We start from the raw sequence: 13,261 nt of genomic DNA, 5'->3' as shown, positions 1-13,261 counted from the left end.
GTGATTCTTTCAGGGCGGGACGTTTCGGAGCTGGGGGAGCTGGAGCGTTCGCGGCTGCGGGCGCGCGAGGTGGGGTTCGTCTTTCAGCTGCATCATCTCCTGCCGCAGCTGTCGGTGCTGGAGAACGTGCTCGTGCCGGCGCTCGTGGCGGACGGGGCGGGAGCGGCCGGGGAACGGGCGCGGCGGCTTCTGGATCGGGTGGGGCTTTCGCACCGGCTGAATCACCGTCCGGGACAGCTTTCCGGGGGGGAGGCGCAGCGCGTGGCGGTGGCGCGGGCGCTGGTGAACCGTCCGAAGCTTCTTTTGGCGGACGAACCGACGGGGTCGCTCGACGGGAAGGCGGCGGAAGGGGTGGCGGATCTTCTCTTCGAGCTCAACCGGGAGGAAGGGGTGGCGCTGGTGGTGGTGACGCACGCGGCGGCCCTGGCGGGGCGGGCGGGCCGGGTGCTGGAGCTGCGGGAGGGCCGGTTGCGGGAGCGGAGCTGACGGACGACCGGGCGTGGCCCGCGACCTGGGGGATTTCGAAAGAGAGTGCTGGACTTTCTTCATGGCCGTGCTCGGCATTCTTCTCCTGAGCGTCGGAGCGGCGATCCTCTACGGGATCGTTCAGGACCAGGTGACCGTGCGGGTGTGCGTGGAATACTTCACGGTGGGGCATCCGCCGGTGTTCGACACGACGTCCCCGGCGCTTCTGGCGCTGGGCTGGGGCGTGATCGCCACGTGGTGGATGGGCCTGATTCTCGGCGTACCGCTGGCCGTGGCCGCCCGCGCGGGATCGCGTCCGAAACTCTCGGCGCGCCACCTGGTCGGACCCGTGGCGGTCGTGCTCGGGGGAATGGCGGTCACGTCGCTGGCGGCGGGGCTCGCCGGATGGTTCTTCGCGAAGATGGGGTGGGTTCGCCTGGTTCCGGATCTCGCCGGGCTCGTTCCGGAAGAACGGCACCACCGGTTCATCGCGAACCTCTGGGCGCACGTGGCGGCGTACGCCTCGGGGACGGTCGGCGCGCTTACCTTGTGCGTTCGAACCTGGAGGCGGAGGGGACGGCCGGCGCGCGCGGGTTGATCACTTCCCCCGCTCGGCCGGGGCGGCGGCGGGAGCGACCGGGGGGTGCTTGCCGGGCGCCGGCGGCATCGGGCGGTAGAGCGTGACGAGGCAACCGCCCACGGCGGCCAGCACGATGCCCAGGAAGAAAGGCCACCGGATCGAGGCGAGTCCCCCCTCCGGCCGGTGAAGCGCCATGGCGACGACCGCGTTGACGACGGGCGCTCCGGCGAAGACGATCGACATCACGACCGGCGGCGTTCCCTTGGCCGCGAACGCCAGGAGGACTCCGAACGCCCCCGCGGCCCCCACGATCCCCGCCACGAGCGACCAGAAGACGCCCTTGCCCGGCATGCTCCAGGACGCTCCTTTGACCAGAAGAATCGCCAGCGGCGCCAGCACCGCCGTCAGGAAATAGGCCACGCCGACGAAGAGAAACGCCTTCCAGCGGCCGTGGGCCGGATCGCCCATCGCCACCTGGCCGGCATGAAGGCACACGCCGTACACTCCCCACGCCGCCACCGTCAGAAGAGCGAACCCGAGCCACGCCATCCCCGGCTGGGCCTGCTGCGACGTCATCGGGCCACCTCGATCATGCGCGAAACCTCCTGGGGAATCGGCACCGCCGTCATCCGGCCGTTTTCGTCCCGCGCCACGCAGACGGTCGTGATCGCCCCCCGCGCCACCTCGACCGCCGGCTCGGGCCGGACCCGCCGGAACGTGAAATCGTACGTGATCGCCTTCTCGCGCTTCTCCCGCACCCGAAGATGGACCTCCACCTCGTCTTCGAACCGCAGCGGCGCCCCGTAGTCGCATTCCACGTGGACGCGCGGCCAGCCCACTTTGAAGCGCGGTCCCATGTCGATCGAAAACCCCAGGCTCCGGATGAAGGCGTGTTCCGTCACCTCCATGTACCGGAAATAGCTCGAAAAATGGGCCATCCCCGCCATGTCGGTGTCGGCGAACTCCACCCGATGGGTCATGCGGAACTCGGAAGGCATCGCGCAGCCCTCGCCGAATTATCCGAGAAGGTCCTTCACGGCGACGGAGATTCCCCCAAGCGCGCGCGGCTTCAAAACGCCCTCAGGCCCTTCCCGGCGGATGTCGCGGTACCTTCCTTCGGCGGGGCGGGAGTACGCTTCCACGAGGCCGCGGCCCAGGTCCACCAGCCACACCTCGCGAACCCGATGATCCGCATAGAGCGGAATCTTCACCCGCCGCTCGATCTCCGCTTGCTCCGCGACCTCGACCAAAAGACGGACATCCCGGGGGTCCGGATGAGCCTTGGCGTAGAAATCCCGTGCAGGCCGGACAAGGGCAATATCCGGCTGAACTTCCGACCGGCTTCCCAGACGCAGTGGATTCTGAATCCGCACAATGGCCCTCGCGCCGACCTGGACGACGAGGTTGCGGGTCAGGCGATCCACGCAGGCCGCGTGCCGACTTCCGATCGGACTTATCCGCAGAATTTCCCCCCGGATCAGCTCCACGCGGTCGGTCTCGCGGAGGATGCCCGCCCGGCTCAGAGCGTGGAACTCCCCGACGCTGAAGAGCCGCCGGCGGGGAGACGAGGGAGGAGTCCGGCCGCGCCGCGCTTCCATGGCGCCGCGCATTCTAACCCCCGCGGGCGAAGAGCGTCAACGGCGGACCGCCCTCACGCCCCGGCGGCCACGAACGGGCTTCCGCACCCCGAAGGTTCCGGCAGGCGCGCGAACTCGCCGACCGCCCGGAACAGATCCGTGAAGTCCCGGAAGAGGTTGCCGATCAGGCAGTCCGTCACGTCCCCCCGCAGGTGCGGATACTGACGCACGAATTCCCGCATGTGGAACTCGTGGTCGTAGAAAGCGTAGACCAGCTTCCGCATGGCCTCCATGCCCCGGGACATCGTGGCGCCGTATTCCCGGAAGCGTTCCGCGGAAACGTCCCCCGCCGCCAGCGCCGCGTGGACCGCGTCGGCGGCGAGCTCCCCGCTCTTGAGGGCGAGGAAAACGCCCGACGAGAAGACCGGATCGAGGAACCCGAACGCGTCCCCCGCCAGGACCAGCCCGTCCGCCGCGCCGTAGCGCGACCGGTAGGACCATTCGCTCGTGGTGTAAAACGGTCCTTCCGAAAGTCCCGGCGCGTTCACCCGCCGTCCCGGCGCCACGTGGTCTTTCACCCAGGGATTCCGCTCGACCTCGCGGTCGAAGACCGCGGCCCGGTCCTTGGTTTCCCCGAAAAGATAATCCGGATCGGCCACGATTCCGACGCTGACGATGTCGTCCGGGAGGGGGATGTACCAGAACCAGCCCTTGTAGGGAAGAAAGGCGACGGTCGTGGCGCCCTCGTCGAGCCCCGGGTCGCGCTTGGCTCCCCGGTAGTACGTCCAGAGCGCCGTCTTCCGGAGCACCGGATCGTTGACCCGCCAGTGCTGCCGGTGCACGCTCAGGCCGTCGCGGCCGCTGGCGTCGATCGTCACGGGGGCGCGGACCTCGTAGGGCCGGCCCGATTTCGGCGCCGCCCGGACGCCCACCACGCGGTTTCCTTCGCGCAGGAGCTCCAGGACCTTCGTTTCCTCGCGCACCTCGACGCCCTTGGCGCGGGCGTTCTCGAGGAGCATCCGGTCGAATTCGCTCCGCAGCACCTGCCACGTCTGGGCCGCCGGATGATCGAAGTGCTGGAAGAAGTAAAACGGCTGCGACGCCCGCCCGTCCATGCTGACGAACTGGACGCTGTATTTCTTCGGGAAGGAGGAGGCCTTCATGGCCTCCACCATGCCCACGCGCTCCAGCGGGAAGTAGCAGTACGGCATGAGCGACTCGCCGATGTGGTAGCGCGGGAACTTCTCCTTTTCGAGGAGGAGCACCCGGCGGCCGTGGAGCGCCAGGACCGCCCCCGCGGTCGAACCCGCGGGGCCCCCGCCCACGACGATCGCGTCCCAGTCCCGTCCGTCAGGTGTAGCGCGCATCGCGATGCTCCGGAAGGAAGAAAAGATGCACCAGACGGTCCACCCGGAGAAGCCCCTCGCGGCGGAGCCGGAGCTCCGTGCCGTTCTCCTCGAGGTAGCCGCGCCGCCGCAGTTCCGCCAGGGGCCCGGCGAACCGCTCCCGCACGTCCGTTCCGAACTTCGCGCGGAAGTAGTCCGGCCGGATCCGCCCGAGCTTCATCTGGAGGATGAACTCCCGGATGAACCGCTCCTCGGGCGTGGTCCGCAGCGCCCGGAAGACGGGCAGCTCGCCGGCGCGGAGCTTCTCGAGATACGGTTCCCAGTGGTGGACGTTCTGGTAGTGCGTGCCCCCGATGTGGCCGAAGGAAGCCACTCCGAGCCCGAGAAGGTCCGCCCCGGTCCAGAGCCGGTCCCGGTAGACGAACCGCGTGCGGCCCGGGTCGAGCACCGCGGTGTAGGCGCTCGTGACGGCGTAGCCGGCCGCCTCCAGGCGCTCGAACGCCCGCGCCGTCCAGCGGCGCTTCGTCCTCCAGTCCGCCAGCGGCGCGACGTCGAGCCCCTTGGCGATCATGTCCTGGTAGAGGCTCGTGTTGTACGGGATCTCCATCTGGTAGATCGTCACGCTGTCGGGCCGCAGCTCCAGCGTCCGATCCACCGCGCGGTCCCAGCGCTCGTCCGTGTCTCCCATCATGCCGGCGATGAGGTCGATGTTGATCTGGGGGAAGCCCGCCTGTCGCGCCAGGCCGTACGCGCGGTCGATGTCCGCCGCCCCGTGCGCCCGGCCGTTGAGGCGCAGGATGTCCTCGTCGAAGTGCTCCACCCCGAGGCTCAGGCGCGTCACGCCCATCTCCCGGAGGTAACGGAGCTTCTCCTCGGTCAGCGTTCCCGGTTCGCACTCGAAGGTCACTTCCTCCGCGCGGTCCCAGGGGAGAAGTTCCTTCATCCGGTCGGCCAGGATCGAAAGCTGCCGGACCGAAAGGTACGACGGCGTTCCGCCGCCGAAGTAGACGAAGTCCGGCCGCCGGCCGGCCACCGCGGGGCGGTCGCGCAGGAGCGAGAGCTCGCGGACGAGGCCGTCGAGATACCGCTGGATCTCCTCGGCGTTCTTGTCCGTGTAGACGCGGAAGTAGCAGAAGTGGCAGCGTTTGCGGCAGAAGGGGATGTGGACGTAGACCCCGAGGGAGGCGCCCGGGGCGGAGGGCGCCTCGAACGCCTCCAGGGCTTCCCGGGCGCGCTCGGGCTTCCAGAAGGAATAGGGCGGGTAGTTCGAGACGAAGTAATTGCCCACGTCGGACTCGCCGTCGTCCGGGGCCGGCGGCGGAGGCGTCGCCGCGGCGGGCGTACCGAGCGCCCGGCGGTAGAGGGCTTCCAGGTCCGCGGCGGCGACGGGCCGGGGGTTGAAGCGCGCGGTCCACTGGTGGGCGGCCTCCGCGGCGAGCTCCGGGACCGCCGAGGCGGGAACTCCGAACGCGTCCAGGCGCCGGGGCATTCCCGCGGCGTCCAGGAGCTCCTCGAGGAGCGCGGCGAGCCTCTCCCCGGCGTCGGCCGGATCCGCGTCCGCGGGCGCAAGTCCCGCGGCGGCAAGAAGGTCGCCGTAGATGTCCCGGGCGGCCGGGTCGGCGGCGTTGAAGCGAACGACGTGGGGCAGCATCATCCCCACCGCCTGGCCGTGGACGACGTCGAAGCGCGCCGTGAGAGGGTTGGCCAGCGCGTGGGCCGCTCCGAGCATGCTGAGCTCGATGGCCATGCCGGCGTAGGCGGCGCCGAGCTGCATCTGCGCCCGCGCCTCGAGGTCCTCGGGATGCTCCAGAACCCGCCGGAACGCGCCGACGAGCCGCCGGAAGGCCTCGCGCGCGCAGAGCGCGGACCGTTCGTGGCGTTTGTTCGTGACGGCGGTCTCGACGGCGTGGGCCACGGCGTCCATGCCCGTGTTGGCCGTCACGCGGCGCGGCTGGGAGAGCGTCAGCTCCGGATCGAGCAGGGCCGCCGCCGCGGCGATCTTCGGGTCGCCGCAGGCCATCTTCTGATGGGTCTCGTCGTGGCTGATGAGGGCGTAGGACTGGAACTCGCTTCCCGTGCCGGCGGTGGTGGGAACGGCGATGAGGGGGAGCAGGGGCTTTCGGACCTTCCCGTAGCCCCAGTAGTCGCGCATCCGCCGGCCGTTGGCGAGAAGCACGTTGGCGGCCTTGGCGGTGTCCATGCTGCTTCCGCCCCCGAGGCCCACGATGAGGTCGGGACGGGCCTGGCGGGCGAAAGCGGCGCAGGCTTCGGCGTCCGACTCCGTGGGGTTCTCCCGCGCGCCCTCGTAGACGGCGACTTCGAGTCCGGCCGCCTCGAGCGCCCGTCGGGCGCGCGCGAGATGTCCGGCCGCGACGATGCCCGGGTCGGTCACGACCAGCGCCCGGCGGGCCCCGAGTTCCCGGGCCAGCTCCCCCAGGCGGTCCACCGCTCCGGCGCCGAAGACGAGGCGGGTGCGGGTCGGCACCTCGAAGGGCGCGGGACGGACGGCGGGATCGGCCTTCACCGGGGCTTCTCCGTGGGCCCTCCGGGGGATCCGTTCTCGATCGGAGCCGTCTGGAGGGCGCGGTTGCGGAAGAGGAAATCGACGATGTTGCCTTCGTGCGGCTGGAGCCAGTTGAGCTGGGTCGTGGGGATCGGCCCGAGGTTCAGGCGGTCGATATGGCGCGCGTCGAGAAGCTCCCGGCGGAACTTCTCGTCGCGCGTGATGGCGGTGGCGACGAGCGTGGGCCCGATCTTGGCGAGCATCTGCTCCTGGGGGCAGCGCACCACCGTGGCGAAGGGGAACATGTACTCCTTGTGGGCCGCCGCCGCGTCGGGCGACTCGCTGTGGAGGATCGTGGGGCGCAGGTACGCGCAGCGCTCCTGGGGGACGTAGCGGGCCCCGTCGCGGTACTTGGCGGTGACGTCCTCGACGCCGGGTTCGCGGAGGGCGCCTTCGATGTCCTTCTCGATGGCCTCCGCCTGAGCCTTGACCGTGAAGGCGGCCAGGGAGGCGTTGGGATCTTCGGGCGGCAGAGGCCGGACGGGCCCCAGGCGCCGGGCGAGGGCGTCGGCGATCTCGCGCGTGTGGCGCGGCGCCCAGATGCCGGAGCAGTTGATGCACCCGCGGCCGCTGTTGATGAAGATGCTCGTGACCATGAGGTCGAGGTACTTTTCCCAGCGGTCCACTTCGTCTTCGCCCAGCAGAATCTTGCTGAAGCCGGGGCCGTGGACGTGGACGTTGGGGTTGCCGCGGTAGCGCTCCACCGTGGCGGTGCTTCCGAAGATGAGGCTCCGGGGGCAGTGCGAGAGCACCGCCGCGCCCGCCTCCGCCTGTCCGGGGTAGATGGCGATGGCCTGACGGGGGATGCCGGCCTGGAAGAAGGCCTGGGCCATCCGCCAGGGGGTCCAGGGTTCCTGGGGTCCGGGCTTGAGGACGAGTCCGATCTGCAGGGGAAGGATCGGAAGCCAGAGGCCGTGGACGCCGGGGGAGTTCGAGGGCAGGACGACGCCGAGGGCCGGGGTCGTCGCCTGGTAACTCCGCAGGACGCCGTCTTCGGTGCCGTAGCCGCGCGTGAGGATCTCGAAATCGAGTCCCCGAAGGAGCGACCGGAGGATGGATTCGAGGTTCGTGAGCACGTAGTGCAGCTTCTGCATGTTCATGCGGCACATGTGCTCGGGGAGCCCCGTCGTGGCGGACTGGAAGCGGACGAAGTCCCGGGGGGTCTGGGCGGCGTCCCCGACGGGAAGCGTGCCGTTCATGAACAGGTCGGCGGCCTTCCGGCAGCGCTCGAGAAGTTCCTTGCAGGGGATCTCCCGCAGGACCTCGCGGGCGCGGCGGACCTGGCGGAGATCCCGCTCGATGAGGCCCGCGTTGGCCTGGCTGAGTTCGGCCAGGGGTTCCCCCGTGGCGAAGTGAACGACCTTCTCGACGTCGAGACTCTTGTACGGCTCGCCCCAGCGAAGAACGGGAAAGTGAATCACGGTTTGCCCTCGACGATGATCCGAACGCGGACCCGGCGGGCCGGCCCGTCTAATTATTTATACGCGATCAGTAGACGCCGACCGTGGTCGTCGCCGCGAATCCCCGGTAGGGCCGCACGCCGCTGACGCCGTCCCAGGGGAACTCCTCCGTGGGCGGTTCGCGCTCCGCCTCGTCGCGCTCCAGGAAGCGGGGGATGAAGAACTCCTTGGTCAGGGTCGTGAGCATCACGCGGCCCGTCCCGCCGTAGGGGACGATTTTCTCGGGATTGTCGAAATCGACGACCTCGAGCACCGCCCGAGGCTGGGGGGCGTAGTAGGTGATCTTGTAGTTTTCTTCGCGCGTGATGGTTTTGGCGCGGGCCAGGCCCATGAGGGTGTTGCCGTAGCAGGCGGCCAGATAGACCTCGGGCCCGAGAAGTTCCTCGATGGCGAACCGGGCCCATTGGGCGGTCATTTCGGTGCCGCCGCAGAAGATGCCGGTGATGCCCGCCTTGCGGATGCTGGAGCCTTCGGCTTCCAGGCGGGCCGCCAGCGCGTCGAGCAGCTTCGGCGTCACGAACATGCAGCGGATGTCGTGATTGGCCGAAAGGATCGTCATGGCCTGGTCGATGCAGTGGTCCATGTAGCGCTTGGCCTCCTCGACGGCCCCGCGCTTGAGGACCTTGATGACCCAGCGGGGATCGAGGTCCACGCAGAAGCAGATCCCTCCGCGATACTGGCAGAGGTGCTCGACCGCCAGCCGGAGGCGGCGCGGTCCGGAGGGCCCCAGCATCAGCCAGTTGGCCCCCTTGGGGAAGTACTTCTCCGGAAGGGTGTCCGAGAACATCTCATAATCGATCCGGAAGTCCTCCACGCTGATCCGGGTCTTCGGGATGCCCGTGGTGCCTCCGGTCTCGAAGACGTAGATCGGCCGGTTCGCGTAGGCCTTCGGAACCCAGCGGCGCACGGGGCCGCCCCGGAGCCATTCGTCCTCGAAGTGGCCGAAGCGGACGAGATCGGCGAAGCCCCGGATCTCCCGGCGGGGATCCCAGCCCGCCTTCCGGGCCCATTCCAGCCAGAACGGGGTCCCCGTTTCGGGCGAGAAGTGCCACTGGACGATTTCCCGGACGTGAGCGTCCAGCGTGTCCTGGGCCTTCCGGACGGCCGCGGCGAGCGGACCTGCGACGGAAGCGGTCATCGATTCATCTCCTTGATCGCGTAAAGGTGCCTCATGGTGGCCACGTAGAGCACCCCCTGAGCCACCACGGGGGTGCAGCTGATCGAGGCCGCGAAGCGCGCCTCGCGGACGTACCGCGGGACGTCGTCGCCCGCGACCTCCTTGAGGGTCTTGCCCTCGCGGTCGAAGAGGAGCTTGCCGCGCTTCACCTGGATCTCGAGGCCCGGGCCCAGTTCGGCGACGGTCTTCTTCAGGAGGTCCGCCGCGAAGACCGTCAGAACGCCGTCGTAGTTGCCGAGATAGATCTTGCCGTCGGCGACGAGGGTGGAACACCAGATCTCGCTGCCCGTGTCGTACTTCCACTGGAGGGCGCCGGTGGCGGCGTCCACGCAGTACAGGAACCCGCTCCAGTCGGCCACATACACGAGGCCGTCCACCACGGAGCAGGTGCTCATCGTCCGGTCGATGCGCCGATCCCACACCTTGCGGCCGGTGGCCGCGTCGATGCAGGACAGATTCCCCGGTCCGCCGCGGTGTTCCGGATCCTGGCCGATGGCGACGTAGACGCGTCCCTCGTGGAACACGGGCGTGGCGATGATTTCGCTCGGGCCGTCCCGGAGCGAGGCATACTTGATCGGCTTGGAAGGGTCGCCGTTCCGGTACCGGAGGTCCGGCGGGTTGCAGTCGTACCGCCAGAGCTCCGGGAAGACGCCGAAGCCGTCGGCGTCCTTGACGGGAACCGGATCGAAGGCGTAGCAGAATCCGTCCGGGCCGCCGTAGATGAGAATTCCTTTGCCGTTGACTTCTCCCCAGCAGGGACTGGTCCAGTTTCCGTGAAGGATGCGGCGCGAAAGGCCCGATCCCTCCTCGCCCACGAGAATCTCGCGGGGCGTGGCGCCAGGCCGCTCGGCGATGCGGCGGTTGAGGGCGATGAGGGCGGGCGCCTTGGGCGAGGGGATGTCCGTGTGGTCGTAAGTCACGCCGTTGGAGGTCGAGCAGTAAAGGATATCCCCCACCACGAGGATCGAGCTCGAGGTGATGTTGTGAGGGAAGACCCCGAGTTCCTCGATCATGTCGTAGCGCCAGAGGATGTCGGCGTCGGTCGGCTTGAGTTCGACGGGTTTTCCGGGGGTCGTGCCCACGTAGGCCATGTACTGCGCCTCGTCCTGGAAGCCCTGGTTGCCGTCGGCCAGGCCGTTGAAATCCAGGCACATCACTTCGCAGCGGTTGGTGACGAGGTAGACGCGGTCGTCCACCACGGTCGGCGACGAGCAGATGCCCAGGAACTCCCAGTCCCCGACTTTGCCGGTGCCGAGCTTGGGGACGGTGAGCGACCAGACGATCCGGCCGGTGGCGGCGTCCAGGCAATGAAGGACGCTGTAGTCGCCCTTGAAGCGCGGGTCGCCGCGGCCTTCGTTGTTGGTTCCGACGAAGACGCGGCCGCGGGCGACGGTGGGGTTCCCGTACGTCTGGGAGCCCATCTTGGCGGCCCAGAGGACGTTCCGGGTGGTCGAGAGATCCACCGTCCCGTCGGGCTTCACCTGGCCCGGCTCGATTTCGAAGGGAAGCCCGCGGGCCGGCGAGCTCATGTTCTTGGAGGCCGTGCGTCCCCACTGGGGCCAGTCGCCTCCGCCCGGGTCCTCGGCGGCCTTCGGCGCGATCCGAGGCGCCGTTGACGCGGAGGGCGGCCCGTTCCGGTCGGGGGCCGGCGCGGGTCCGCACGAGAGGAGGGGCGCGGCGGCCAGAAGCGCGATCGTCAGACGCATGTGTCGCTCCGTCACGTGGAATTACTCGTTGGGATCGATGCGGATGTTGTCCACGTACACGCGGAAAGCCGGCTGGGACGAGAAGCCGTAGAGACCCGGGACGCCGTTTCGATGGGCGTTCTCGTGCCGGACTTCGATCGTCCAGGCCGCCGGCTCGGGATCGTCCCGCTTCCAGGCCTTCGCGCGGATCATGCCGACGCCGTCGGGCCCCACGTCCACGCGGGTTTTGAGCCGGTACCAGACCTTGGGCAGGAGCGCGAAGGGCGCCGAAGCGCGCAGGCGCTCGACGTTGGAGTTGACCTCGATCTTGTCCTCGTTGCCTTTCAGGCGGATGAGGTAGCGCTGGTGGATGAGTCCCATTTCGCCCATGCCCCGCCGGTTGCCGTCGCTCATGAAATCGGCGGTAAGGGTGTAGTTGGACTCCTCGGGATGGCCGATGAAGGTGAGCGCGCGCGAGAGGAAGGGGTTGTCGGTGGTCTTGGCCAGGACTTTCGATCCGTCCTTCTCGCGGACTTCCCAGCGGAAGCGCCCGCCGATCCAGGGAAGCGGCGGGTAGGCGAACTTGACGCCCTCGCGGGGATGATCCTCGGTCAGCGAGAAGGATTCGAAATCCTCCCGATACGGGGGCCGGACGACCACGCGGCCGCGCATGGTGCCCGTGAGATTCCCGGCGGTCGCCTTCCAGGAGCCGGCCGAAGCCTTCGCGTCCGGAGCGACCACGAGCTCCCCTTGATCGTTGAAGGACGCGTCCATTTCGGCCTTCACGAGCGCGGTGGGCGGAACGAACTTCGACCACGACACCGGTCCCTTCGCGGGCCCGATCCTCCGGCCCTTGGCGTCCAGCTCGAAGACCCGGAACGTCTCCTTCTGACCGGGACGCAGGAGCACCTCGTTGGGGACGATCTGCAGGCGCACGGCGGGTCCGGGGGGAGGAAGTTGCGGCTCGGGCGGGGGCGCGGGGAGATTTTCCGGCGCGTTGTCCTCGCGGCGGCCGAAGCAGTAGAGCTTCTTCGTCGTATGGACGTAGACCTTGCCGTTCCAGGCGGCCGGGGCGCCCAGGCACGCGCCGGCCAGCTGCACCCGGGAGAGCACCTCCGCGTCCGTGTCGCCGGGGCGAAGAATCCAGAACGAACCGTTTTCCATGGGCACGTAGAGGCGTCCTTCGGCCCAGAGGGGCGAAGCGTGAAGCTGGCTGGGACCGAGTTTCTTGTGCCACAGGATCGCGCCTTTGGCGGCGTCGATGCAGTACAGCTCGCCCGTCTCGACCACCTGGTAGAGCCGGTCGCCCGCCAGCGTCGGCGAGCTCGTGAACATGCACAGCGGCAGACGCCACGCTTCGTCCTTGGCGTCGAGCTCGAGGGGTTTGCCCGGCTCGATCCGGGAAGCGTCCGGGATCCGGACGGCCACCATGCGGCCGGTTTCGGTCGAGTCCAAGCACTGCCCGCTGTGGATGGCGATGACTTTACCCTGGTGAACCACAACCGACGCGTTGATGCCGCCGACGATCTGCTGGGAGCGCCAGAGCGTCTCGCCGGTCCAGGCGTTCACGCACACGATCGCTCCGGAGCCGATGCCCGCGTAGAAGACGCGGCGGCCTTCCCAGGTGTCGAAGACCGGGGTGGAGAAGGAACTGTCCTTGAGGTAGGGGGGCCCCAGGCACGGCGTGGCGTCCCACACGGGTTCGCCGGTCCGCTTGTCGAAGGCGTAAAAGCGGTCGCGGGGCGGCCCTTGGGAGCCCCAGTTGGCCGTCACCCCGCGGACGATGACGAGATCGCCCTCGATGCAGGGCGAGCCGGTGCGGCCGTTGGGGTACGTGTTGCGGCCGAACGTCTCCATGAGCGAGTGGCGCCAGAGGAGCTTGCCGTCGCGCGTGAAGCAGACGAAGAGTCCCGGCGAGGTGACGAGATAAACGTTTCCGGTTTCCGCGTCCACCGTGGGGGCGCCGATCGAGTAGCGGTCGTAGACGACGTCGCTCAGGAAGTCGCGGAAGGAATGTTCCCAGAGGACCTTTCCGGTGGCCGGGTCCAGGCACACGAGGACCTCCCGGAGGTCCGGGCCTTCCCCGCGGTAGCCCCAGCTGTAGAGGCGGCCGTCGGCGAGGACGGGCGTGCCGCGTCCGGGCAGGTCGATCGACCAGAGGTCGTTGACCCCTCCGAGTTCCCAGCGGTCCGGAAGGCCTTTCTCGAGGGACGTGCCGTTCTGCTGGGGGCCGCGCCAGTGCAGCCAGCCGCGCACGCGTTCCGGGCCGGAATCGCCCGAGCCTTGGGCCGGGACCGCCAGGAGGGACAACCCGAGAATCAAGCTCAATCTCATGTTCATCGCCTCACGCCAGGATCGGATCCCCAACATAACGCGGCGGACGTTTCATTACCAGTACGCCGCGACGA

At 68.8% G+C, this 13,261-nt stretch carries 11 protein-coding genes; 2 read left to right on the top strand and 9 right to left on the bottom strand.

The window, feature by feature from the left end:
• A partial coding sequence (locus VNO22_08470) for an ATP-binding cassette domain-containing protein (GenBank protein ID HXG61394.1) occupies positions 1–486 on the top strand: 486 nt, incomplete at its 5' end.
• A 13-nt stretch (positions 487–499) separates the two neighbouring features.
• Positions 500–1,063 (top strand): hypothetical protein, encoded by a 564-nt coding sequence (locus VNO22_08465; GenBank protein HXG61393.1) that lies wholly within the window; start codon positions 500–502, stop codon positions 1,061–1,063.
• Here the strand turns inward: VNO22_08465 and VNO22_08460 are convergent, their stop codons facing one another.
• The 9 genes from VNO22_08460 to VNO22_08420 form a co-directional block, all read right to left on the bottom strand.
• Positions 1,064–1,621 carry a hypothetical protein gene (locus VNO22_08460; protein ID HXG61392.1) on the bottom strand — a complete coding sequence of 186 codons (558 nt, stop codon included), beginning with the start codon at positions 1,619–1,621 and terminating at the stop codon, positions 1,064–1,066. It abuts the gene before it with no gap.
• Complete coding sequence (locus VNO22_08455; GenBank protein HXG61391.1) at positions 1,618–2,043, bottom strand: thioesterase family protein; 426 nt, start codon at positions 2,041–2,043, stop codon at positions 1,618–1,620. The genes VNO22_08460 and VNO22_08455 overlap by 4 nt, the downstream gene beginning before the upstream one ends.
• A gap of 18 nt (positions 2,044–2,061) precedes the next feature.
• Positions 2,062–2,643 carry a Uma2 family endonuclease gene (locus tag VNO22_08450; GenBank protein ID HXG61390.1) on the bottom strand — a complete coding sequence of 194 codons (582 nt, stop codon included), beginning with the start codon at positions 2,641–2,643 and terminating at the stop codon, positions 2,062–2,064.
• A 53-nt stretch (positions 2,644–2,696) separates the two neighbouring features.
• Positions 2,697–3,989, bottom strand: a complete 1,293-nt coding sequence (locus VNO22_08445) for an NAD(P)/FAD-dependent oxidoreductase (protein HXG61389.1) — start codon at positions 3,987–3,989, stop codon at positions 2,697–2,699.
• Positions 3,973–6,492, bottom strand: a complete 2,520-nt coding sequence (locus VNO22_08440) for an iron-containing alcohol dehydrogenase (protein ID HXG61388.1) — start codon at positions 6,490–6,492, stop codon at positions 3,973–3,975. Before VNO22_08440 ends, VNO22_08445 begins: the two co-directional genes overlap by 17 nt.
• Complete coding sequence (locus VNO22_08435) at positions 6,489–7,952, bottom strand: aldehyde dehydrogenase family protein (GenBank protein ID HXG61387.1); 1,464 nt, start codon at positions 7,950–7,952, stop codon at positions 6,489–6,491. The genes VNO22_08440 and VNO22_08435 overlap by 4 nt, the downstream gene beginning before the upstream one ends.
• Positions 7,953–8,019: 67 nt before the next feature.
• Positions 8,020–9,129 (bottom strand): hypothetical protein, encoded by a 1,110-nt coding sequence (locus tag VNO22_08430; GenBank protein ID HXG61386.1) that lies wholly within the window; start codon positions 9,127–9,129, stop codon positions 8,020–8,022.
• Positions 9,126–10,874, bottom strand: a complete 1,749-nt coding sequence (locus VNO22_08425; GenBank protein ID HXG61385.1) for a PQQ-binding-like beta-propeller repeat protein — start codon at positions 10,872–10,874, stop codon at positions 9,126–9,128. The genes VNO22_08430 and VNO22_08425 overlap by 4 nt, the downstream gene beginning before the upstream one ends.
• Positions 10,875–10,895: 21 nt before the next feature.
• Positions 10,896–13,187 carry a PQQ-binding-like beta-propeller repeat protein gene (locus tag VNO22_08420; protein ID HXG61384.1) on the bottom strand — a complete coding sequence of 764 codons (2,292 nt, stop codon included), beginning with the start codon at positions 13,185–13,187 and terminating at the stop codon, positions 10,896–10,898.
• Between the last annotated feature and the right edge of the window lie 74 nt (positions 13,188–13,261).

Source organism: Planctomycetota bacterium (genome assembly GCA_035574235.1).
In the GTDB taxonomy this organism is placed as follows: Bacteria; Planctomycetota; MHYJ01; order MHYJ01; family JACPRB01; genus DATLZA01.
This window is presented reverse-complemented; position numbering and strand designations above follow the sequence as displayed.

Excerpts from the sequence above, each read along its gene's own strand:
- VNO22_08450 (HXG61390.1), bottom strand. The coding sequence starts at position 2,643 with ATGGAAGCGCGGCGCGGCCGGACTCCTCCCTCGTCTCCCCGCCGGCGG.
- VNO22_08460 (HXG61392.1), bottom strand. The coding sequence starts at position 1,621 with ATGACGTCGCAGCAGGCCCAGCCGGGGATGGCGTGGCTCGGGTTCGCT.
- VNO22_08425 (HXG61385.1), bottom strand. The coding sequence starts at position 10,874 with ATGCGTCTGACGATCGCGCTTCTGGCCGCCGCGCCCCTCCTCTCGTGC.
- VNO22_08420 (HXG61384.1), bottom strand. The coding sequence starts at position 13,187 with ATGAGATTGAGCTTGATTCTCGGGTTGTCCCTCCTGGCGGTCCCGGCC.
- VNO22_08455 (HXG61391.1), bottom strand. The coding sequence starts at position 2,043 with ATGCCTTCCGAGTTCCGCATGACCCATCGGGTGGAGTTCGCCGACACC.
- VNO22_08430 (HXG61386.1), bottom strand. The coding sequence starts at position 9,129 with ATGACCGCTTCCGTCGCAGGTCCGCTCGCCGCGGCCGTCCGGAAGGCC.
- VNO22_08445 (HXG61389.1), bottom strand. The coding sequence starts at position 3,989 with ATGCGCGCTACACCTGACGGACGGGACTGGGACGCGATCGTCGTGGGC.